This is a genomic window from Pantoea sp. B550 (genome assembly GCF_024158165.1).
Lineage (GTDB): Bacteria > Pseudomonadota > Gammaproteobacteria > Enterobacterales > Enterobacteriaceae > Pantoea > Pantoea alfalfae.
This window is the reverse complement of record NZ_JAMYXI010000003.1, coordinates 395,886-417,980: the sequence shown is the minus strand read 5'-3', so window position 1 is coordinate 417,980 and position 22,095 is coordinate 395,886. Positions and strand designations below refer to the sequence as shown.

Here is a 22,095-nt window from a genome sequence, read left to right as displayed (position 1 = left end):
TAAGGACAACGAGGGGAAACGCGACGATGAGCATGAAAACCAGTGATTTTTTTGTCCAGCGCCTGAAAGAGTGGGGCGTCACACGCATTTACGGCTATCCGGGAGACGGGATTAACGGCGTGCTGGGGGCGATTCAGCGCGCAAACGCCAAAGGGGACGGCATCGAATTTATTCAGGTGCGTCATGAAGAGATGGCGGCCTTTATGGCGGCCGGACACGCAAAATTTACCGGTGAGCTGGGCGTCTGCCTGTCGACTGGCGGACCGGGCGCAACCCATCTGTTGACCGGACTCTATGACGCCAAAATGGACCATGCCCCCGTGCTGGCCATTGCCGGACAGGCAGAGGCGACTGCGCGGGGTGCCAGTCACCAGCAGGAGATGAATCTGGATCGCATCTTCTCGGACGTCGCCAACTTTGTTCAGGAAGCCTCGACCTCAACGCAGGTGCGCCATCTGCTGGACCGTGGCGTGCGCATCGCCAAAGCGCAAAATGGCGTGGCGGTGATCATCATCCCTAAAGATATTCAGGATGAAGAGTGGCAGCCGCCGCAGCATCTGCACGGTTTTACCCATTCCGGCAGCGGCTATCAACGTCCTAAAGTCATTCCTTACGAAGCGGATCTGCAACGCGCCGCTGAGGTGCTTAACGCCGGTAAAAAAGTGGCGATTCTGATCGGGGCAGGCGCACGCGACGCCGCCGTGGAAGTGGTTCAGGTCGCCAATGTGCTGGGTGCGGGCGTGGCAAAAGCGCTGCTGGGCAAAGATGTGCTGCCGGACGATGCGCCGTTTGTGACCGGTTCGATTGGCCTGCTGGGCACGAAGCCCTCATCTGATTTAATGCAGAACTGCGATACCCTGCTAATGATCGGCAGCGGCTTCCCGTGGACAGAATTCCTGCCGGAAGAGGGCAAGGCGCGTGCGGTACAGATTGACATCGACCCGGCCATGCTCGGCCTGCGCTATCCCAGCGAAGTCAATCTGCATGGCGATGCGGCTGAAACCCTGCGTGCGCTGCTGCCGCTGCTAACCCACAAAGAGGATCGCAGCTGGCAGGAAGCTATCGCGGTTCAGGTACGTGACTGGTGGACGCTGATGGAAGAGCGCGCCATGGCACCCGCTAATCCGGTCAATCCGCAGCGGGTAGTGTGGGAGATGTCGCCTCAGTTGCCGGACAACGCCATTGTTACCTCGGATTCCGGCTCCTGCGCCAATTGGTTCGCCCGCGACTATCGGGTGAAACAGGGGCAGCGCGCTTCGCTCTCCGGCGGCCTGGCCTGTATGGGCGCGGCGGTGCCCTACGCCATTGCCGCGAAATTTGCTCACCCGGAGAAACCGGTGGTGGCGCTGGTAGGTGACGGCGCGATGCAGATGAACAACATGGCCGAGCTGATCACCATCCAGAAATACTGGCAACAATGGGCCGATCCGCGCCTGATCGTCTGCGTGTTCAACAATCAGGATCTCAATCAGGTCACCTGGGAGCAACGCGTGATGGAGGGTAATCCGCGCTTTGACGCCTCGCAGCAGTTGCCGGACGTGAAGTATGCCGAGTTTGCGCAGTCGCTGGGGATGGTCGGAATTTATGTCGATAATCCTGACGATCTGGCCGGTGCATGGCAGCGTGCGCTCAGCGCCGATCGCCCGGTCTTGCTGGAGGTGAAAACCGATCCGGAAGTTGCGCCGTTACCGCCGCATATCACCTTTAAGCAGGCGAAAGCCTTTATGGCGTCGATGGTGAAAGGCGATCGCGGGGCGGCGCAGATCATCAGCGACACCGCCAGCCAGCTGTTCCATAAAAAGCATTAAGGGCTAAGTGGGGCGGTTCCGCCTCGCTAACCTTGATCCCCGGATGCACTCGCGTCCGGGTCGTAAACCCCTTCATCATACTTAACGGGAGTCTTAACATGACTGCTCATTCCAGCCCTGTCTGGTTAATCTCGGGATGTTCAACCGGTTTTGGTCGTGAACTGGCGCAGCAGACCATCGCGCGTGGTTTTAAGGTCGTCGTAACGGCGCGTGATACGTCGTCCATCGCCGATCTGGTTGAAGGACACGACAACGCACTGGCGTTGGCGCTGGATGTGACCCGGCAGGCGAGCATCGACCAGGCCGTCAAAGCAGCTTTAGACACCTTCGGCACCATTGATGTGCTGGTAAACAACGCCGGTTACGGCTACCAGAGTTCGGTGGAAGAGGGTGTGGAAAGTGAAATTCGCGCCCAGTTTGATGCCAACGTTTTTGGCCTGTTCGCCCTGACGCGCGCGGTGCTGCCTGCGATGCGCAAAGCGCGCAGCGGTCATGTTATCAACATCACCTCTGTGGCTGGCTTAATTGGCTTTGCCAGCTCAGGCTACTACTCTGCCAGCAAACATGCGGTGGAAGGCTGGTCCGACTCGCTGGCGCTGGAAGCGGGGCCGTTGGGGATTCACGTTACCTGCGTCGAACCCGGTCCGTTCCGCACCGACTGGGCCGGACGCTCACTGCATCAGACGCCGAGTAACTTGCCGGACTATGCAGAGACTGCAGCCGCACGGATGAAAGCCACCGCCGAATACAGCGGTACTCAGAAAGGCGATCCGGCACGGGCCGCCGCGGCGATGATCGCCATCACCGAACATGACAACCCGCCACGCCATCTGGTGATGGGGGCCTGGGGCCATGACGCCGTTACCAGCAAGCTCAAAGAGCGTCTGGCTGAGATAGAAGCGTGGAAACAGACGTCAGTGGAGACGGATTTTCCGGAGTAGAGGTGAGTGCGCTGTGGGTGGCGGAAAGCCGCCCGCGTGTGAGCCAGAAGCTGATAAAAATACGAAAGGCCCGTTTATCGGGCCTTTAAGCGTTAAGCACTGATCTTAGCTTTCTGCATTTCGCGCGCATTCAGCTCTTTCAGCTTGCGGCGCAACAGGGCAGATGAGGAGCGTTTTTTCCTCTGAGCTAACTGGGCTTTAATGGCGGGCAGATCGGGTCTGGCCAGCCACTCAGCTATCAATAGTGCCCTTAACTCCCTGTTCTCGGCATCAGCCGCATCTGTGATGCCATCGTATTTATCGTAAAACGACATAGCAAGCTCTCCCTGTAGTCACTACTTTATAAGCCCGGAAATATTTCGGGATTAAAGGTTGCGGTGCTTTCTTCGGCAACCCTGTTCGGCGATTGTAGCGTAGTTCATTTTTTAACCCAAGCAAAGCGTCATAGATCTCCTCAAGGGGTGTCGGGCGATTGCGGTCGACGATCTCTCCTGATGCAGCCTGGAAAACAAAACCGCCTATAAAGAAGCTTTCATGGTGTGCCATTAACGCCAGGAGTACGCTTTTGAAAACGACAGCACCCCCTAATCCTGCAAAGCTGATATGGCGGAAATCGCCCAGACACTCCAGACCATCGAACACGTCAAAACAGACTTCAGCCAGCCCGTTAACCGGAAAAGCGATACCGGGTGGCAACTGGTATTTGATGCGGGTAAAGGTCTGTTCATCCATTAGCGTGCCCACGATGACAGTGTAATTCTCATTACCGGCAACAAACGCGTAACTGTAATGAATACGCCGATCGTAAATGAATTTTTTTCGCCTGATTTCGTAGTTTTCAAGATAAATATCTTCTTCAAAGCGCACTTCTCATCCCTGCCGCAGCTTATGAATCCCTGAAACTCGATTTTTGCTCTCCTGCTCAGTAACCTCAAACATCACTGGTAAAGATGTGGTTATTGATTCCAGCATATCGGCCGCTGTTGCTGATTATCGACATCGTTTTGTAAGCCAGCCCGCAAACCATTCAGCTATTACGCCCCTTTATCGCGCAGGCCTGCGCCATCATCGTGCTGAAAAAATAAACAGCCACCCATCCCCAACATCATAAGAATTCGATCTTGTATCCCAGCCCGTATTCCATCTGGCATCCCCGTTTCAGACCGGATGCATCACCGCTAACTGGCACGCTTCATGCACTCGCTGACAGGTACAATTCTGGCGAGGTAACCCATGTTTGACTCCTTATTAGACGAAGATGCCACCACGATGGCCGCTCTGATTCGCAGCGGGGACGTGTCGGCGTGCGAGCTGACCGGGGCGGCGCTGGCGCGGATGGAACAGCGGGAACCGGCGATACAGGCTTTTTGTACCCCGACGCCTGAACGGGCAATGGCACAGGCCAGAGAAGTGGATGCCCGACGGGTGCGCGGGGAAACGCTGGGCGCGCTGGCGGGCGTACCGCTGGCGGTGAAGGATTTAATCTGCACCGCAAACGTCAGAACCACCTCCGGATCGGCGGCATACAAAGATTTCGTACCGGAAGATGACGACATCACGGTGGAACGGTTGCTGGCCGCCGACGCCGTCCTGCTGGGCAAAACGACTGCGCCGGAGTTTGGTTACAGCGGCGTCGGACACAATCCGCTGTTCCCGTCACCACGCAATCCCTGGGATCGGGCAATGACGCCAGGCGGTTCCAGCGCAGGTTCCGGCGCAGCGGTAGCGGCGCGGCTCTGCCCGATTGCACTGGGCAGCGACGGTGGCGGCTCGGTACGCATTCCGGCAGCGCACTGCGGCATTTTTGGCTTTAAGGCGTCAATGGGCCGGGTGCCATTGTGGCCCGGCTGCCGCGATGAGCGCTATCCCGGCGTGTCGAGCTGGGAGTCACTGGAGCATATCGGGCCGATGACGCGCAGCGTGCGCGATGCCGCCCTGATGATGTCGCTGATGGCCGGGCCGGATATGCGTGACCGCCACTCGATCCCTTGCTGCGACGTTGACTGGCTGGGCGCACCAGAGCATTTGCCTGGCAAACTGCGCATCGCCTTTAGCGCAGATTTTGGTTATGTGGCTGTTGACCCGGAGGTGCGGGCGCTGGTCAGCGCGGCGGTGCAGCGTTTTGCCGCTGAAATCGGGGCTGAACTGGAGCTGGCCGATCCCGGCTTCCCTGATCCGGCTGCCGCCTTTGGCGCGCTGGTGGCGATGGAGAGCGATCTCACCGGCATGCGCCAGATGATGGCGGAGCAGGACAGCAAGATGTCGCCGCATCTGGTCGCCATGCTGCAGCGCGACTGGCGGGCGGAAAACTTCACCGATGCCATCACCACCCGAAAAGCGGTCAGCAACAGCCTGTGGCGCTTTATGCAGCGCTTTGATCTGCTGATCACGCCGACGCTGGCAGTGCCGCCATTTCCGCTGGGGATGCAGGGACCAGAGATCATTGATGGCCGCATGGTCCGCAGCGATCACTGGCTCTCGTTCTGCTTCCCGTTCAACTTCACCGGACAGCCTGCTGCGTCTGTGCCCGCCGGTTTTACCGCCAGCGGCCTGCCCGTCGGGATGCAGATTGTCGGACGTCATCTTGATGATGCGTTAGTGCTGGCTGCCAGTGCCGCTTTCGAGCGCATTCAGCCGTGGAATCACCTTCAACCCGGAATCGCCCAATGAAAACATCTGATACACCTGCGCTGGAGCAGGAGTTTGAACATGAGCCGGTGCCGCTGTCGCACCGTCATTCCACCCGCTCCGTCTCGGCGGTCTGGTTTGGCTTTCCGATGATCCTCACCAACGCGCTGTTTGGCGGCATCATCACCTGGCATCTGGGATTCTGGCCCGCGCTGATCGCCATTCTGCTGGGCAACCTGGTGCTGTTCGCCTATGTCGGTGCGCTGAGCTGGTACGCCGGTAACAGCGGGATGAACTTCGCTCTGCAGGCCAGACGCACCTTTGGCAGCAAAGGCTACATCCTGGTTTCCGGTTTTCTCTCGACGGTGGTGATCGGCTGGTATGCCTTCCAGACCGGTCTCACCGGCACGGTGATTAATCAGACCTTTGGCTGGAATGCGCTGGCGGTGACCGCCTTTGCCATGATCCTTTACACAGGTATTACGTTCCTGGGCGTGCGGGCGCTGTCGGTACTGGGGATGATCGCCGCGCCGCTGTTTGTGGTGCTGGGGATGGTGGCGTTGTGGCTGATCAGCAAACAGCACGACTTCTCCATCGTGACGCAGTGGAAGGGCAGCGCCAGCGCCGCCGGTGCCATGAGCATGGGCACCGCCGTCACTATGGTGGTGGCCGGTTTTGCTGACTCCGGCACCATGACCGCTGACTTCACCCGCTGGTCGAAGAATGGCCGCTCGGCGGTGATTGCCGCGTTCTCTGCGTTCCCGATCGCCAATGTGATCTCCTATCTGTTTGGCGTGGTGATTGTGGCAGTGGGCGCGGCGGTTGATCCGCTGACCAACGGCGGTAACTTTCTGCCGATGCTGATGGGACACAGCGCCTTCCTGTCGGTGGTGGCCTGTCTGTTTGTCTTTATCAATCTGGGGTCAGTTTGCACCCACTGTCTCTACAACGGTGCGGTGGGTTTCAGCCATCTGTTCAGCAGCAAAATGCGCCTCTGGACGCTGATCCTCGGTGCCATTGGCGGCGTGCTGGCGCTGGCGGGAGTCTGGTCTTACTTCCTGGAGTGGCTCAGCCTGCTGGGCATTGTGGTGCCGCCGTTTGGTGCGGTAATGATTGTGGATTTGATTTTCATGGCGCGCATCAGCGAGCAGCGTCCGGCGCAGCGTTTCCGTGGCACCGCGTTTGCCGCATGGGCGATTGGCAGCCTGTGTGCAGTCATCGCCCATGTGGCTTTCCCGCAGTTCGGTGAAGCGGTGATCGGTTTGATGACCGCCGCCATCAGCTACACCCTGATCAGTAAAATGCGCATGCCGCGCCCGGTAATGGAGAACAGCAATGCCCGACTACAGCGTTAATTCGACCCCCTACGCCTGGCCGTTTGACGGCAGCTTTAGCCCGGCTGACACGGCGCTGATCGTGATTGATATGCAGACCGATTTCTGTGGTGTCGGCGGCTATGTCCACAGCATGGGCTATGATGTGAGCCTGACCCGCGCGCCCATCGTCCCTTTGCAGCAGGTGCTGGCGGCGATGCGCGCCCGGCAGTTTCCGATTATCCATACCCGTGAAGGACACCGGCCCGACCTCAGCGATCTGCCCGCCAACAAGCGCTGGCGCTCGCGACGGATGAACGCCGGGATCGGCGATGTGGGACCCTGTGGCCGTATTCTGGTGCGCGGTGAACCGGGCTGGGAAATCATCCCGGAGCTGGCTCCGTTGCCGGAGGAAGTGGTGATTGATAAACCGGGGAAGGGATCGTTTTACGCCACCGATCTGGAGCTGATTCTGCGCAGTCGCGGCATCCGTAACCTGATCCTGACCGGTATTACCACCGACGTCTGCGTCCATACCACGCTGCGCGAAGCCAACGATCGCGGCTTTGAGTGCCTGGTGCTCTCCGATTGCTGTGCTGCGACCGAGCAGCGGCATCATGAGGCGGCGCTGAGCATGATCCCTATGCAGGGCGGCATCTTTGGCGCGGTCGCTACGTCGGCCGCGCTGCTGGATAGCCTGGGCGTGTAGCGTTTTGCATCCCACAGTAAGAGGTGCTGCCCTGATTCTCAGGGCGATTCCGCCTGGCCTGAGCGCCGTTATGCGCTCAGGCCATCCGCAGCACTATTCGCGCTGCGTATCCTCTGGCGCAGGTAATCTCATCAGCGCTTCAAGCTGATCGGCGGGTACCGCCTGACTGAACAGATAGCCCTGCAGCTGATTACAGCCTGCATCTGCCAGTGCAGACATCTGCCCGGCGGTCTCGACACCCTCCGCCGTCACTATCAGCCCCATGGCATGGCCCAGTTTCACCACGGATTCAACAATCGCCACGGAATTTTCCGCCACGCCCAGCGACTGGGTGAACGAGCGGTCAATTTTGATTTTGTCCACCGGGAAGGTGCTGAGGTAGTTGAGGCTGGAGTAGCCGGTGCCGAAGTCATCCAGCGCGATGCGGAAGCCTGCTTCCCGCAGCGACACAATAATCTCGCGTGCTTCGCGTTCATCCTCGATTAATACGCCCTCAGTGATTTCCAGCTCCAGCCGCTTTGGGTTACCGCCGTGCTGGCTGACAATCGCCATTACACGGTCAACAAAGCCGGTAGAGCGGAACTGCACGGGCGAGACATTGACAGCCACCAGCAAATCGGGAAAGCGCTGCTGAGTGGCACAGGCTTCAGCCAGCACCCATTCGCCCAGCGGGATAATCAGGCCGGTCTCTTCGGCAATCGCGATAAATTCACCGGGTGCGATCAGGCCGCGCGTCGGGTGATGCCAGCGCAGCAGCGCTTCAATGCCGACCATCTGCTGACCGCCAACGTCCATCAGTGGCTGATACCATACCTCCAGTCCCTGTCGGGTTTGCAGCGCCGTACGCAGATCGGCGGCGATGGTCTGCCGGGTTTGCACTGACTCATCCATTGCCCGTTCAAACTGACGAAACCGGCCGCGCCCGCCGCTTTTGGCTTCATACAGCGCGATATCGGCTTTGCGCATCAGCTCCAGCCGATCAATGCCGTCTTTAGGTGCCAGCGCCAGTCCGATACTGGCCCCGCTCCAGACATCGCTGCCGAACAGGGTAAACGGCTGAGCCAGCTCGTCAATCATGCGCTGCGCCAGGCTATTCACCTGACCAATATTATCGACCTCCGGCATCACCACGATAAATTCATCGCCCCCGATGCGTCCCACGGTATCGCTGGCCCGCACGATACGACTCAGGCGCTGCGCCACCGCGATGATCAGCTCATCGCCAGCATGATGACCGTGGGTATCGTTGACGGCCTTGAAGCGGTCAAGATCGATCAGCAGCAAGGCTACCCGCTGATCGTTGCGCGTCGCCAGGGCCAGCGCCTGGGTTAAGCGGTCTTCAACCAGCGCGCGGTTCGGCAGGCCGGTCAGCACGTCATGAAATGCCAGATGTTGTGCCTGCGCTTCCGATGCGCCCAGCCTGAGCATCGATTGCGAGAGGTTAACTGACGAGTTCCAGAGTCGCCGTACCATATAAAGACAAAGCAGCGATATCGCCAGCACCGCCAGCCCGGTAGACGGCCCGATGGTGCGCAGCATCTGCGCACCCGGGCGGGCGGGGATCCAGTTGAGATAGCCAACCGGCTCGCCCGCCTGCGCGATCAGCAGATAGCGTGCGCTGGTGCCGGACTGAGATGTGCCATCAGAAAAGTGCAGTCCCTCCAGCTGATTGCGTTCCGCCAGGCTCGCCAGATAACCGTCGTCGAGAAATTTCAGGCTCACCAGCCGGAAACGCGGCAGGTCGTTGCTATCCCGCTGGATGCTACCCACGGCCAGCGCCGCAGCTCGCTGGGTAACACGGGCATAATCGGCGTTATCCTGACGCCTGGGATCCTGGATCAGCGTGTTTTGCAGCACCTCGGCGATCAGCGGACCGTTGTCCGCTTCCATAACCGGCTGGCCTTCACGCCAGACTCTGACGATCTGGTTTTGCGCATCCAGCACCATAATCAGCTGATGGCCGAACATCTCATACAGCCACTGCCCGATGTTCTCATCCAGCCACCTGTCGCTGTTCCCCTCAGCCAGATGCTCCTCAAAGGGCCGCCAGCGTGACAGGCTATGCAACTGGCGCAGATGCTCATTCAGACTCTGCGAAAAAGAGGCCTCAATCATCCGCTGCTGCTGATGCCGGGCCTCAGTATTGGTCAGTGACGTGCCAATAAATAGTGCCGCACCCGCACCGGCAAACGTCAGCACAAGGATAGCCACCAGCGGCACCAACACTTCGCGCAGAAAACTGTGGCGAAAATCAGAGGAAAGTTTAAGGGTGTTAATCATATTGTTGTTTTTCTCAGCAGCAGGGGAACAGCTTAAAAATTAGCAGATAGGAACAGATCTTCCATGAAAAGCTTGATGGATAGTGAGCAGGCGAGCGTTTTTCTGTTAACGAGCGGCGGGGGCAGGCTGACAGTCAGGGAAAGAAAGTGAGTACGTTTTATCAGTTATTTTAATGAGCGCGGCAGTCATGCCGAGGGCATAAAGGTCAGGATGGTAAACCCTGACCTGTGCGGTAAGGCTGACAGGCTGAATTCGGCCGCAAGTCCATCACCGCGCATTTCCTGCCAACTTCGCTGCTATGGTTCATACTCATGAGCGCTGATTGTGTTACGAATGGATAACCGTGCAGACAACGGTTACTGAGTGGGTCACTTATCTGACAGCCTGCGCCTGACAGCTAACGAAAAGGGAAAATAATGCCATTGTTATTCGGTGAGTTATCTGGTTTCCCGTCATGGGTACCTGTTGTATTACTCGTCTCGCTTTCTTTTATTCTGGGTTTCCTGGCCCGCCTTATCCTGCTCGCGTTTATCCGCTACTGGCAGGGCCGTGACAGAAAGCTGTTCAAATCTCTGGAAAAGCACCTTAGCGGTTCGATGTTCTTTTTCGTGCCGTTATTGATGATCAATGTCGGGATTAACTACATCGATTTCCATCCTGAATCACTTGAACTCATCACCAATATCATCAACGTTTTTATCATCATGTCATTCTGCTCGGTCTTAATCCGGCTGACCAACGTGGCGCAGGATATGCTTTATATCCGCTACGACATTAATATTTCCAATAACCTGCGTGCGCGAAAAATCCGTACTCAGATTATCTATGTCAAGAAAGTCGTTATTGTCATCCTGGTGCTGTTCTGTGTTTCGCTGATTCTGCTGAGTTTTCCCGGCGTGCGTAAATTCGGCACCACTATTCTGGCCGGTGCGGGTGTGGCCGGTATCATTATTGGTTTCGCTTTACAGAAGTCGCTGGTTAACCTGTTCGCCGGTATTCAGATCGCCTTTACCCAGCCGATTAAGATTGATGATGCAGTGGTGGTGGAAAAGGAGTGGGGCTGGATTGAAGAGATCAACCTGACCTATGTGGTGGTGCGCATCTGGGATCTACGCCGTCTGGTGCTGCCGATTACTTACTTCACCGAGAATCCGTTTCAGAACTGGACGCGCAACAACGCGCAGATTTTAGGCTCGGTATTTCTCTATGTGGATTACTCGATGCCGCTGGAGCCATTGCGTAAGCATTTCGACAAAATCCTGAGTGAAACCAAACTCTGGGACCAGGAAACCTCGGTGCTTCAGGTGACCGACACCACCGAGAAAACCATGACCATCAGGATGCTGATGACCGCCCAGAACTCCCCGATCGCCTTTGATTTGCGCTGTTATGTGCGTGAAAAGATGATTGAGTTTATTCAGCAGAATTACCCGGAAAGCCTGCCACAGGTGAGGGCGTCGCTGACGGATAGTGGGTCGGAGAAGGTGGGGAGAGCAGTAATGGAAGAAAATATTTAGAGAAGGAGAGAAACGGCAGTTTAATTGGGTTTGCAGAAAAATACAGCTGTCGTTTCGATTTTATAAGCCAGAAATTAAGTTTGCGCATTCTTTCCCCACTTATGGATTGGGCATAAGATAACGGGCAGGATGGGGGCAACTTTTAGACATTATTTCTTTTTATCGTTTTACGTTTAATCGGCAGACATCAGAATTCAGTTTTTATTTATGCCATTGAACCCATGTGAAACGCCTCACCACGCTATTCTCATAGCGCCCGATTTCATATTTACCACTGAAAAATAAAATTATTGCTCTTTTGTCAGTTTATGCAAATAAGAGGTCTGACCCACCGCCATGATGAAAAATATGACTTAAATCAATAGGTTATTTGCAGGATTGCTTTCTCTTTTTTTGAGGTTATGGAAGTAAAGCGAAACGCTGAGAAACATAACTTTACATTGAATTTTTTATCAGACGCTTACCAGGTTGATAAAAGAGGTTAATTTAACCGTTTATTTAAAAATAAGAACTTGTGAGTTAATCATCCTGAGCAGATGACGAATATCACCATATACTTTCAGCATATTCGTTGAATGAATATAAACCTGCTTGATTAACGATAATTTGTCGCTGCATTGCTGGCGCGATACCGGCGTTTTAGTACAGGAGAGAGAAAAATGGATCAATCCGCATTCATGATTGGGTTTTCGGTCATGGCCATCGCATCACTGATTATCTACGTGACGGGTGACAAAAAATATCCTTTTGGCCACCATACACTCGTGCACGCGTCAGTCCCGTTTATTGCGGCCACGGCTTATCTGGCCATGGCGTTTGAATTTGGCAACCTCACGCTGGACAGTGGCACGGTAGTGTATCTGGCACGTTATGCTGACTGGTCTGTCACCACGCCTCTTTTACTGGCCGGGCTGGTCATGCTGGCTTTCCATGAACAGGGTAAGCCGGGCGAAATGGCGGGCTTTCTCACGGCCATCATTGTGCTGGATGTGATGATGATCGTCACCGGTCTGGTCTCTTCGCTGGCTGAAAATGCTGTCGCGAAATGGGTCTGGTATCTGTGGTCATGCGCGGCATTTCTGGGCGTTGTTTATCTGCTCTGGGGACCGCTGCGTGCTATAGCCGCTACGCGGGGTAGTGCGCTGGCAGGTGCATATAACAGAAATGTGGCCTTGCTGACCATCGTATGGTTTATCTATCCGATCGTTTTTCTGGTGGGTCCGGAAGGGCTCAACATCATTACTGATGCGACATCGGTCTGGGCATTCCTGATTCTGGATATCATCGCAAAAGTTTTCTATGCCTTCTACGCCGCGGCTAACATGAAGAAAGCCCTTTCTCATGCCGTGCCTGTTGGTGCAGTCAGGAGATGAGAGGCCAGGTGCGGCTCGGCTGGGCAGGACTGTGGGGGGCAGCGCTGGCGGCCTCTTTCAGCCCTCTTGCCGGGCAGGTGCTGTTTGCGACCGGAGCGATTGGCCTTATCGGCATGGCGCACGGTGCCAGCGATCTTGACGTCGTGAAACGCGAGCGTCAGTTTCCATTTCTTGCCGCCTATGGGCTGGTCATTGTGCTCTGTCTGTTCTGGTGGCACGGTGCGCCGGCACTGGCGCTGCCCGTTTTTCTCCTGGCCTCAGCCATACACTTTGCACTTGAGGATGCCCCTCATGGATGCAGCATTGAACGTCTGGCGCGGGGAATAAGCATGATAGCGACGCCAGCTGCTTTGCATCTGCAGGCGTTCAGTACAATTCTGCATGAGGCGGGGCTGGGATTTTCATTGCCACACTCTTTTGCTGCAGGCATTGCCCTCACAGGGGGAGTTTGTGCAGCAGGCCTTATTTTTGTGGGCTTACTCCGCCGGGACAGACGTCTTCTGGCCGGTACACTGGCATTATTACTCCTTCCGCCTTTCGTCGGTTTTTCAATGGGCTTTCTGATTTTGCATGCGCTCCCGCAAACCCGGCAGCGGCGCGATCTGCTGGGATGCAAAAGCTACACAGGCTACCTGCATGCCACATGGCCGGTACTGACGGCAGCCATTCTGCTGGCGGCGGGAACCGTCGCGATGATGCATCCCACGGATAAAGCGGGAATTCAGTCACTTTTTGCGGCACTGGCCGCACTGGCGATTCCGCATATGCTCATTACGCCCTGGTTTGAAACACGGCAAGAAGCGTAAAGCCATCGTGCAGCACCCTGAAAGTGTTCCCGGACAAACAGAGCAGAGGGTTTCAGGCCTGAGCTCTATTCCCATGACGCCTCTTTATCCTTAACTGGCTTCTGTCCCGACTTTCACATTCACCCCACCTTCACCCCTGCGTCACTATTCTGTCATCTGCGTCCCTCAGGCTAACCCCATCCCGCAGCGTCTTATCACTGCGTTCCCACTCTGTAACCCGTGAGGATTTCATCGTGATGGAGTTATCCAGACATCCGACCACTGTCTATCAGGCTGTTGCCGCACAACTGGAGCAGGCGCTGAAAGAGCGCTACCGCTGCGGCGACTATCTTCCTTCCGAACAACAGCTGGCCGATCACTATGAGGTGAACCGCCACACCCTGCGCCGCGCTGTCGATGAGCTGGTGCACAAAGGGCTGCTGCAGCGCCGTCATGGCGTCGGCATCCTGGTGCTGATGCGCCCGTATGACTATCCGCTGCATGCGCAGGCGCGCTTTAGCCAGAACCTGATGGAGCAGGGCAGTCACCCGACCAGCGAACGGCTGCTGGCGGTGCTGCGTCCGGCCAGCAACGACGTCGCCAGTGCGCTGGGCGTAAAAGAGGGCGAAAACGTCATTCACCTGCGCACCCTGCGCCGCGCCAACGGCGTGCCGCTCTGCCTGATCAACCATTTCCTCGCCGACCTCAGCTGGTGGCCACAGCTGCAGCAATTTAACAGCGGGTCGCTGCACGATTTCTTAGTGGAGCACACCGGCAAACAGCTGGTGCGCACCCAGACGCGTATCAGCACCCGCCGGGCGCAGGCAAAGGAGTGTCGGCAGCTGGATATCGCGCTGCATGCGCCGCTGCTCTGCGTGCGGACCCTGAACAAAACCAGTGATGGCGCGGTGGCGGAATACTCCGTCAGCCTGACGCGCGGCGACATGATCGAACTGACTCTGGAGCACTAATGGAACAGCAAACGGATCGCCAGCGCTGGCTGTCGGTGCTGGCACACAGCAGCGCCACCCTGCTTGAAGCGCACTGGCAGGCGCTTAATCTCCAGCCCGAATTCACGCTGGTTCGTCCGGCAGAGATCGGGCTGACGCGGTTACAGGCGCGGATGGGGGCTACCGGAAAACGCTTCGTGATGGGTGATGCAACGGTAACGCGCGCAGTGGTGCAGCTGGGCGACGGCACCCTGGGCTACAGCTACCTGTTAGGGCGCGACAAAGCCCATGCCGAACGCTGCGCCCTGCTGGATGCGCTGTTGCAGCAGCCGGAAACCCGGCTTTTGCTGGAAGAGAAGATTATTACGCCGCTGGCAGCGTGGCGCGATGAGCAGCGACAGCTGCGCGCCCGTGAAATCGCCAGCAGCAAAGTGGATTTCTTTACGCTGGTTCGCGGAGATAACTGATGACTTTACTGGCAAGTTTTAACCATCCGGTCGCGGATGCACAGCGCGCGTTTCGCCGCATTCTGAAAGCGATGAGCGAACCGGGCGTAATGGTCTCGCTGCCGCTGCAACAGGGCTGGGGCGCACTGTCCCCGGCGGCCACGGCGCTGCTGCTGACGCTGGTTGACCAGGAAAGTCCGGTCTGGCTGGATGCGCAAATCGACAACGAACAGCTGCGCAACAATCTGCGCTTCCACACCGGCGCGCCCATCACCACGCAGCAGGACGCCCCTTTCGCGCTGAGCCATGCGGCGGCGCAGCCGGATCCGACGCAGTTCGCGGCGGGTGACAACATGTCGCCGGAAAAAAGCACCACGCTGATTATCGAGGTACCGTCGCTGAATGGCGGATTAACGCTGCGTCTCTCCGGTCCCGGCCTGCGGGAAACCCGCGCCATTGCGCCGCAGCTGCCGGAAAGCGTACTGGAATATCTGCGCACCCGTCCGCATCCGTTTCCACAGGGCGTGGATCTGATCTTCACCTGTGGCGAAGCGATCATGGCCGTGCCGCGCACCACCGTTGTGGAGGTGTGCTGATGTATGTCGCGGTGAAAGGGGGCGAAAAAGCCATCTCTAATGCCCACCAGCTGCAGGCCGATCTGCGACGCGGGGATCGGGCAGTAGCGGAACTCGGCTGTGACCAGGTGGCGCAGCAGCTGGGCCTGGCGGTGGACCGGGTGATGACCGAAGGCGGAATTTACGATCCGCAACTGGCGGCGCTGGCTATCAAGCAGGCCAGCGGCGATCTGGTCGAGGCGATCTTTCTGCTGCGCGCTTATCGAACCACATTGCCACGGCTGGCGGAGAGCACGCCGCTGGCGACCGGTGCGATGCGTATCGAACGCCGCATCTCGGCGGTCTACAAAGATCTGCCGGGCGGCCAGGTGCTGGGCCCAACCTATGACTACAGCCACCGGCTGCTCGACTTCACGCTGCTGGCTAACGGTGAAACGCCCGCTGCGCCGCGTGACGATTGCCCGGTGCCAGACCAGTGCCCCCATATGTTCAGCATGATGAGCGAGGAAGGGCTGGCTGCTGGCGAGGTGGATGACGGCAGCGAGCCGGTCGATATCACCCGCGAGCCAGTGAGTTTTCCCGCCTCACGCGCCGCGCGGCTGCAACAGCTGGTGCGCGGCGACGAAGGGTTTCTGCTGGCGCTGGGCTATTCGACCCAGCGCGGCTATGGCCGTACCCATCCGTTTGCCGGTGAGATCCGCACCGGCACTCTCAGCGTCAGCATCTGTCCCGAAGAGCTGGGTTTTGAGCTGGAGATCGGGGAACTGCTGCTGACGGAGTGTGAAATGGTCAACGGCGTCGCCCACAGCGATGATGCTGCGCCGCAGTTTACCCGGGGTTACGGGCTGGTGTTTGGCCGTGCCGAACGCAAAGCGATGGCGATGGCGCTGGTAGACCGCGCGCTGCAAAGCCGCGAGCAGAATGAGCGTGTGACCAGCCCGGCGCAGGATGAAGAGTTTGTGCTGTCGCACGCCGACAACGTCGAAGCGGCGGGCTTTGTCTCGCACCTCAAGCTGCCGCACTACGTCGATTTTCAGGCCGAGCTGGAATTGCTGAAACAGCTCCAGAACGATTATCAGGAACGCAACCATGGCTGAACTCACCGGCTATAACAACGGCTATCTCGACGAGCAGACCAAACGCACCCTCCGTCGCGCCATCCTGAAAGCGGTGGCGATCCCCGGCTATCAGGTGCCATTCGCCGGACGCGAGATGCCGATGCCTTACGGCTGGGGCACTGGCGGCATCCAGATCACCGCCAGCGTGATTGGCGATCAGGATGTGCTCAAGGTGATCGATCAGGGCGCAGATGACACCACGAATGCGGTATCGATCCGCCAGTTCTTTAAGCGGGTCAGCGGCGCGGCCACTACCGAGCGCACCGCCGATGCCACGCTGATCCAGACCCGCCATCGCATCCCGGAAACGCCACTGGAGGAGGATCAGATCCTGATTTTTCAGGTGCCGATCCCGGAGCCACTGCGTTTTATTGAGCCGCGCGAAACCGAGACCCGCACTATGCACGCGCTGGAGGAGTACGGCATCATGCAGGTGAAGCTGTATGAAGATATCGCCCGCTACGGGCATATCGCCACCACCTACGCTTATCCGGTGCGGGTCAACGATCGCTACGTGATGGATCCGTCGCCCATCCCTAAATTCGATAACCCGAAGATGCACATGATGCCCGCGTTGCAGCTGTTTGGTGCCGGGCGTGAAAAGCGCATCTACGCTTTGCCGCCTTATACCCGCGTGGAGAGTCTCGACTTCGACGATCACCCGTTCACCGTGCAGCAGTGGGAAGAACCCTGCGCGCTGTGCGGCTCGCGCCACAGCTATCTCGATGAGGTGGTGATGGACGATCAGGGAACGCGGATGTTTGTCTGCTCCGACACCGACTTTTGCCATCAGCAGCAGGAACAGCAACATGCACAGTGAACAGCCGCTGCTTGCGGTGAACCAGCTCACCCATCTTTACGCGCCGGGCAAAGGGTTTGAGCAGGTCAGTTTTGATCTCTGGCCCGGTGAAGTGCTGGGGATTGTCGGCGAGTCCGGCTCCGGTAAAACCACGCTGCTGCAGAGCCTGTCGGCGCGTCTGACGCCGCAGCAGGGCAGCATTCTTTATCAGAACCGCAACCTTTATCAGATGAGTGAAAGCGATCGCCGTCGCCTGCTGCGCACCGAGTGGGGCGTAGTACATCAGCATCCGATGGACGGACTGCGTTCGCAGGTCAGTGCGGGCGGCAACATCGGCGAACGGCTGATGGCGACCGGGCAGCGCCACTATGGCGACATCCGCGCCGAGGCGAGCCGCTGGTTACAGGCGGTAGAGATTGATGCCGGTCGCATCGACGATCTGCCGACCACCTTTTCCGGCGGGATGCAGCAGCGTCTGCAGATTGCCCGCAACCTGGTGACGCAGCCGCAGCTGATGTTTATGGATGAGCCAACCGGCGGGCTGGATGTCTCGGTGCAGGCGCGACTGCTGGATCTGCTGCGAACGCTGGTGCGCGAGCTGAATCTGGCGGTGGTGATTGTCACTCACGATCTCGGCGTAGCGCGACTGCTGGCGCATCGCCTGCTGGTGATGAAACAGGGGCGGGTGGTGGAGAGCGGTCTGACCGACCGCGTGCTGGACGATCCTCATCATCCTTACACTCAACTGCTGGTCTCTTCGGTGCTCAATTAAATGACGACTCACACTCCGCGTCTGCGTGTAGAAAATCTGTGTAAAACCTTTGTGCTGCACAATCAGAACGGCGCGGCGCTGCCGGTGCTGCACAACGCCAGTCTGACGGCAGGCGAGGGCGAATGCGTGGTGCTGCACGGTCGCTCTGGTAGCGGCAAATCCACGCTGCTGCGCGCGCTTTATGGCAACTATCAGCCCGACAGCGGCCACATCCGCGTGGCGCATCAGGGCGAATGGATCGATATGGCGCAGGCATCAGCGCGTCAGATTATCGCCCTGCGCCGTGACACGCTGGGCTGGGTCAGCCAGTTTCTGCGGGTGATCCCGCGCGTGCCGACACTGGAGATTGTGATGCAGCCGCTGCTGGAGCGCGGCGTGGATCGTGAATTCTGCGAAGCGCGGGCCGCCGAACTGCTGGCCCGGCTGAATGTGCCGCAGCGTCTCTGGTCGTTGGCCCCGTCCACCTTTTCCGGCGGTGAGCAGCAGCGCGTGAACATCGCTCGCGGCTTTATCGCCGACTATCCGGTGCTGCTGCTGGATGAACCCACCGCCTCGCTCGACAGCGTCAACAGCGCGGCGGTAGTGAGTTTGATTGAACAGGCGCGCGCCCGGGGTGCCGCCATCGTCGGTATTTTTCACGATCGGGCGGTGCGCGAGCGGGTAGCCGACCGGCTGCACCTGATGCACCTGACCGACACAGGAGTGCAGGCATGATCATCAATAACGTCAGACTGGTGCTGGAAAACGAAGTGGTGAACGGATCGCTGGAGTTTCGTGATGAGCGCATCAGCAGCTTCAGCGAAACCACCAGCCAGCAGCCGGGCGCGCTGGATGGCGAAGGGGCCTGGCTGCTGCCGGGGCTGGTGGAGCTGCACACCGATAACCTCGACAAGTTTTTCACCCCACGGCCAAAAGTGGACTGGCCTGCACATTCGGCGATGAGCAGCCACGATGCGCTGATGGTTTCCAGCGGCATCACCACTGTGCTGGACGCGATTGGCGTGGGCGATGTGCGCGACGGCGGGCACCGGCTGGATAACCTCAGCAAGATGATCGACGCCATCCGCGACAGCAACCGTAAAGGGCTGAACCGGGCCGAGCATCTGCTGCATCTGCGCTGTGAACTGCCGCATCCTACCACCGCGCCGCTGTTTGAAGCGCTGATGGGCACGCCGGAACTGGCGCTGGTGTCGCTGATGGACCATTCGCCGGGCCAGCGCCAGTATGCGTCGCTGACCAAATATCGCGAATATTATCAGGGCAAATATCAGCTCAACGACGCCGAGATGGATCAGTTCGAGCATGACCAGCTCACTCTGGCGGCAGCGTGGTCGCAGCCCAATCGTCAGGCGATTGCCGGACTGTGCCGCGAACATGGCATCGCCATTGCCAGCCACGATGACGCTACCGCGGCGCACGTGGAGGAGTCCCATGCGGCAGGCAGCCGCATCGCGGAGTTTCCGACCACGCTGGAGGCGGCTCGCGCCTCACGCTATCGCAACATGCAGGTGCTGATGGGCGCGCCCAACATCGTGCGCGGCGGCTCGCACTCCGGCAACGTTGCCGCCTGGGAACTGGCGTCACACGGCCTGCTGAATATTCTGTCATCCGATTACTACCCGGCCAGCCTGCTGGATGCGGCGTTCCGGCTGGCAGATGATGAGCGCAACAGCCTCGGCATGGCGCAGGCGATTGCACTGGTGACCTGTAACCCGGCCCGCGCGCTAGGGCTGGAGGATCGCGGTGTGATCGCCGAGGGCTGCCGCGCCGATCTGGTGCTGGCGCACACCGCACACGGCTACCCGCACGTGCGGCACGTCTGGAGCAAAGGTCGGCAGGTTTACTGATGGCGCGGCTGATCTGGCTCACCGGTCCCTCGGGTTCAGGTAAAGACAGCCTGCTGGATGCGCTGCGGGCGTCACCGCCGCCCCGGCTGCTGATCGCCCATCGCTACATTACCCGCGCCGCCGATGCGGGCGGTGAAAACCATGTGGCGCTGACTGAGGCGGAGTTTGAGCGTCGCGCCGCACTCGGCCTGTTTGCGGTGAGCTGGGAGGCGCACGGTTTCCGCTACGGCATCGGCTGTGAGACCGAGCAATGGCTGTTGCGCGGGCAGAATGTGGTGGTGAACGGGTCGCGGCTGCATCTGGCCCAGGCGCAGGCGCGGTTTGGTGCGCAGCTGCTGCCGGTCTGTCTGCAGGTGTCGCCCGCGGTACTGGCGGCGCGGCTGCGTCAGCGCGGACGGGAAGATGAGGCGGAGATCGCCCGGCGGCTGGCGCGCGCCGCTCAGCCGCAGCCCGATGGCTGCCTTATTCTCAACAACGACGGCGCGCTGGCGGATACCGTCTGCCAGCTGCGCCAGATACTGGAGGCGCATCAATGAAACTCACTTTTCTGGGTACCGGCGGGGTGACTGCGGCACCGCTGCCGGGCTGCGACTGTCGCGCCTGCCAGCGGGCGCAGCGCAATAGCGCCCATGCGCGTGCGGCCTGCAGTGCGCTGATTGAGTTTGGCCACGAGCGAATCCTGCTGGATGCCGGTCTGCCGCTGCTGGCGTCGCGCTTTCCGCCCGGCACGCTGACGCGCATTCTGCTGACCCATTACCACATGGATCATGTGCAGGGCCTGTTTGCGCTGCGCTGGGGAGTGGGCGCACCGATTCCGGTCTGGGGTCCACCCGATCCGCGAGGCTGTGACGATCTCTATAAACACCCTGGCCTGCTCGATTTCCGTCCCGCCTTAACGCCGTTTGTGGCGCACGCCTTCGGTGAATTGCAGGTCACGCCGCTGCCCCTGCAACACTCGAAGCTGACGCACGGCTATCTGTTCGACTGGCATGGCACCCGGCTCGCCTGGCTGTGTGATACCTGCGGATTGCCACCCGACACCGCCGACTTCCTGCGCGGCCAGCCGCTGGATCAACTGGTGATTGACTGCAACGATCCGCCCCGTGCCGAACCGCGTAATCACAATGATGTGACCCGGGCACTGGCGATTGCGGCGCTGCTTCAGCCGCGTCAGACGTGGCTGACCCACCTCAGTCATGAGATGGATAACTGGTTAGCCGAAAACCCGTTGTCTGAGGGTGTGCAGCCTGCCCGTGACGGTCAGACATTGCTGTGCGGTGCGCACTGGCCTGTCACGGTTTGATCATCTTGCTGTCATCCCGCGTTCATCGCGCCACGCCTTAATAACCGGCAGACGCAATCAGCGATGACGGAGAACAGCATGGCACAGGCACTTCTGAAAACGGTGGTCGATAACGACGTACCACCGGCCAGCCACAGCGGACAAAAAGTGTTGTCGGTGCAGAAACTGAGCAAAGCCTACGGCGACACCCAGGTGCTGGATCAGGTTAGTTTCGACCTGCACGCCGGTGAACTGGTGGCGGTGATTGGCCGCTCGGGCGCGGGTAAATCGACCCTGCTGCATATGCTCAACGGCACGATTAACGCCACGTCCGGCGCGATTATAAGCCTGCATGAAGGCGAAGCCGATCGTAACGTGGTCACGCTCAACAGCCGCCAGCTGCGCGAATGGCGCAGCCAGTGCGGCATGATCTTTCAGGACTTCTGTCTGGTGCCGCGACTCGACGTGCTGACCAACGTGCTGCTGGGCCGTCTGAGCCAGACCGGCACGCTGAAGTCTTTCTTTAAAATCTTCTCTGACCAGGACCGGGCGCACGCCATCGAACTGCTGCAGTGGATGAACATGCTGCCGCAGGCGCTGCAGCGGGCGGAAAACCTCTCTGGCGGTCAGATGCAGCGCGTGGCGATCTGTCGCGCATTAATGCAGAACCCCAAAATCCTGCTGGCCGATGAGCCGGTGGCGTCGCTCGACCCTAAAAATACCAAACGCATCATGGATGTACTGCGTCAGGTCAGCGAGCAGGGCATCAGCGTCATGGTCAACCTGCACTCGATTGAGCTGGTGAAAAGCTATTGCACCCGTGTGATTGGCATCCAGCGCGGCGTGGTGCTGTTTGACGGCCATCCTTCCCGACTCACCGACAGCCTGCTGCACCAGCTGTACGGTGATGAACTTAACCAAATCCATTAACGTCCACAGTAAGAGAATAATT

22 protein-coding genes are annotated in these 22,095 nt (G+C 58.8%); 19 read left to right on the top strand and 3 right to left on the bottom strand.

The window, feature by feature from the left end:
• Window positions 1–26: 26 nt before the first annotated feature.
• Both NIM72_RS05115 and NIM72_RS05110 read left to right on the top strand, forming a co-directional pair.
• Window positions 27–1,808, top strand: coding sequence for a thiamine pyrophosphate-requiring protein (locus tag NIM72_RS05115; RefSeq protein WP_253419116.1), 1,782 nt, complete (start codon window positions 27–29; stop codon window positions 1,806–1,808).
• 98 nt (window positions 1,809–1,906) lie between these two features.
• Window positions 1,907–2,749 (top strand): oxidoreductase, encoded by an 843-nt coding sequence (locus NIM72_RS05110; RefSeq protein ID WP_161735930.1) that lies wholly within the window; start codon window positions 1,907–1,909, stop codon window positions 2,747–2,749.
• A 92-nt stretch (window positions 2,750–2,841) separates the two neighbouring features.
• Here NIM72_RS05110 and NIM72_RS05105 read toward each other — a convergent pair whose 3' ends face one another.
• A complete protein-coding gene (locus tag NIM72_RS05105) occupies window positions 2,842–3,063 on the bottom strand; it encodes a hypothetical protein (RefSeq protein ID WP_010670899.1) in 222 nt (73 codons plus the stop codon).
• Window positions 3,047–3,616 carry a hypothetical protein gene (locus tag NIM72_RS05100; protein WP_161735929.1) on the bottom strand — a complete coding sequence of 190 codons (570 nt, stop codon included), beginning with the start codon at window positions 3,614–3,616 and terminating at the stop codon, window positions 3,047–3,049. The genes NIM72_RS05105 and NIM72_RS05100 overlap by 17 nt, the downstream gene beginning before the upstream one ends.
• Window positions 3,617–3,982: 366 nt before the next feature.
• Here NIM72_RS05100 and NIM72_RS05095 point away from each other — a divergent pair, with 366 nt between their 5' ends.
• Genes NIM72_RS05095 through NIM72_RS05085 form a run of 3 tightly spaced genes read left to right on the top strand, consistent with a single transcriptional unit; the run spans window position 3,983 to window position 7,399 of the window.
• Complete coding sequence (locus tag NIM72_RS05095) at window positions 3,983–5,419, top strand: amidase (protein WP_161735928.1); 1,437 nt, start codon at window positions 3,983–3,985, stop codon at window positions 5,417–5,419.
• Window positions 5,416–6,732 carry a cytosine permease gene (locus NIM72_RS05090; RefSeq protein ID WP_161735927.1) on the top strand — a complete coding sequence of 439 codons (1,317 nt, stop codon included), beginning with the start codon at window positions 5,416–5,418 and terminating at the stop codon, window positions 6,730–6,732. Before NIM72_RS05095 ends, NIM72_RS05090 begins: the two co-directional genes overlap by 4 nt.
• Entirely contained in the window at window positions 6,713–7,399 is a 687-nt protein-coding gene (locus NIM72_RS05085) for a cysteine hydrolase family protein (protein WP_161735926.1), read from the top strand. The genes NIM72_RS05090 and NIM72_RS05085 overlap by 20 nt, the downstream gene beginning before the upstream one ends.
• Before the next feature lie 93 nt (window positions 7,400–7,492).
• Here NIM72_RS05085 and NIM72_RS05080 read toward each other — a convergent pair whose 3' ends face one another.
• Window positions 7,493–9,679 (bottom strand): bifunctional diguanylate cyclase/phosphodiesterase, encoded by a 2,187-nt coding sequence (locus tag NIM72_RS05080; protein ID WP_253419113.1) that lies wholly within the window; start codon window positions 9,677–9,679, stop codon window positions 7,493–7,495.
• Window positions 9,680–10,095: 416 nt separating this feature from the next.
• Between NIM72_RS05080 and NIM72_RS05075 the strand changes: the two genes are divergently transcribed.
• The 14 genes from NIM72_RS05075 to phnC all read left to right on the top strand — a co-directional run bounded on the left by NIM72_RS05075 (window position 10,096) and on the right by phnC (window position 22,073).
• Complete coding sequence (locus NIM72_RS05075) at window positions 10,096–11,196, top strand: mechanosensitive ion channel family protein (protein WP_222925311.1); 1,101 nt, start codon at window positions 10,096–10,098, stop codon at window positions 11,194–11,196.
• A 659-nt stretch (window positions 11,197–11,855) separates the two neighbouring features.
• The gene (locus NIM72_RS05070) at window positions 11,856–12,569 is read left to right on the top strand and encodes a bacteriorhodopsin (RefSeq protein WP_161735922.1); all 714 of its coding nucleotides are present in this window, start codon (window positions 11,856–11,858) and stop codon (window positions 12,567–12,569) included.
• Entirely contained in the window at window positions 12,566–13,375 is an 810-nt protein-coding gene (locus NIM72_RS05065) for a Brp/Blh family beta-carotene 15,15'-dioxygenase (protein ID WP_253419097.1), read from the top strand. Before NIM72_RS05070 ends, NIM72_RS05065 begins: the two co-directional genes overlap by 4 nt.
• A gap of 236 nt (window positions 13,376–13,611) precedes the next feature.
• The gene (gene phnF / locus NIM72_RS05060) at window positions 13,612–14,325 is read left to right on the top strand and encodes a phosphonate metabolism transcriptional regulator PhnF (RefSeq protein ID WP_222925471.1); all 714 of its coding nucleotides are present in this window, start codon (window positions 13,612–13,614) and stop codon (window positions 14,323–14,325) included.
• Window positions 14,325–14,771, top strand: coding sequence for a phosphonate C-P lyase system protein PhnG (gene phnG, locus NIM72_RS05055; protein WP_161736015.1), 447 nt, complete (start codon window positions 14,325–14,327; stop codon window positions 14,769–14,771). The genes phnF and phnG overlap by 1 nt, the downstream gene beginning before the upstream one ends.
• Window positions 14,771–15,346: a phosphonate C-P lyase system protein PhnH gene (gene phnH / locus NIM72_RS05050; RefSeq protein WP_090959849.1), complete on the top strand. Its 576-nt coding sequence runs from the start codon at window positions 14,771–14,773 to the stop codon at window positions 15,344–15,346. Before phnG ends, phnH begins: the two co-directional genes overlap by 1 nt.
• Entirely contained in the window at window positions 15,346–16,422 is a 1,077-nt protein-coding gene (locus tag NIM72_RS05045; protein WP_161736014.1) for a carbon-phosphorus lyase complex subunit PhnI, read from the top strand. Before phnH ends, NIM72_RS05045 begins: the two co-directional genes overlap by 1 nt.
• Window positions 16,415–17,263, top strand: a complete 849-nt coding sequence (locus tag NIM72_RS05040; RefSeq protein ID WP_253419095.1) for an alpha-D-ribose 1-methylphosphonate 5-phosphate C-P-lyase PhnJ — start codon at window positions 16,415–16,417, stop codon at window positions 17,261–17,263. Before NIM72_RS05045 ends, NIM72_RS05040 begins: the two co-directional genes overlap by 8 nt.
• Window positions 17,253–18,014 carry a phosphonate C-P lyase system protein PhnK gene (gene phnK / locus NIM72_RS05035; RefSeq protein WP_161736012.1) on the top strand — a complete coding sequence of 254 codons (762 nt, stop codon included), beginning with the start codon at window positions 17,253–17,255 and terminating at the stop codon, window positions 18,012–18,014. Before NIM72_RS05040 ends, phnK begins: the two co-directional genes overlap by 11 nt.
• Window positions 18,015–18,728 (top strand): phosphonate C-P lyase system protein PhnL, encoded by a 714-nt coding sequence (gene phnL / locus NIM72_RS05030; protein WP_253419093.1) that lies wholly within the window; start codon window positions 18,015–18,017, stop codon window positions 18,726–18,728. It begins immediately after the preceding gene.
• Window positions 18,725–19,861 (top strand): alpha-D-ribose 1-methylphosphonate 5-triphosphate diphosphatase, encoded by a 1,137-nt coding sequence (phnM, locus tag NIM72_RS05025; RefSeq protein WP_161736010.1) that lies wholly within the window; start codon window positions 18,725–18,727, stop codon window positions 19,859–19,861. The genes phnL and phnM overlap by 4 nt, the downstream gene beginning before the upstream one ends.
• Entirely contained in the window at window positions 19,861–20,397 is a 537-nt protein-coding gene (phnN, locus tag NIM72_RS05020) for a ribose 1,5-bisphosphokinase (protein ID WP_161736009.1), read from the top strand. Before phnM ends, phnN begins: the two co-directional genes overlap by 1 nt.
• Window positions 20,394–21,164 carry a phosphonate metabolism protein PhnP gene (gene phnP, locus NIM72_RS05015; protein ID WP_253419089.1) on the top strand — a complete coding sequence of 257 codons (771 nt, stop codon included), beginning with the start codon at window positions 20,394–20,396 and terminating at the stop codon, window positions 21,162–21,164. Before phnN ends, phnP begins: the two co-directional genes overlap by 4 nt.
• Before the next feature lie 78 nt (window positions 21,165–21,242).
• Entirely contained in the window at window positions 21,243–22,073 is an 831-nt protein-coding gene (gene phnC / locus NIM72_RS05010) for a phosphonate ABC transporter ATP-binding protein (RefSeq protein WP_161736007.1), read from the top strand.
• Window positions 22,074–22,095: the final 22 nt, after the last annotated feature.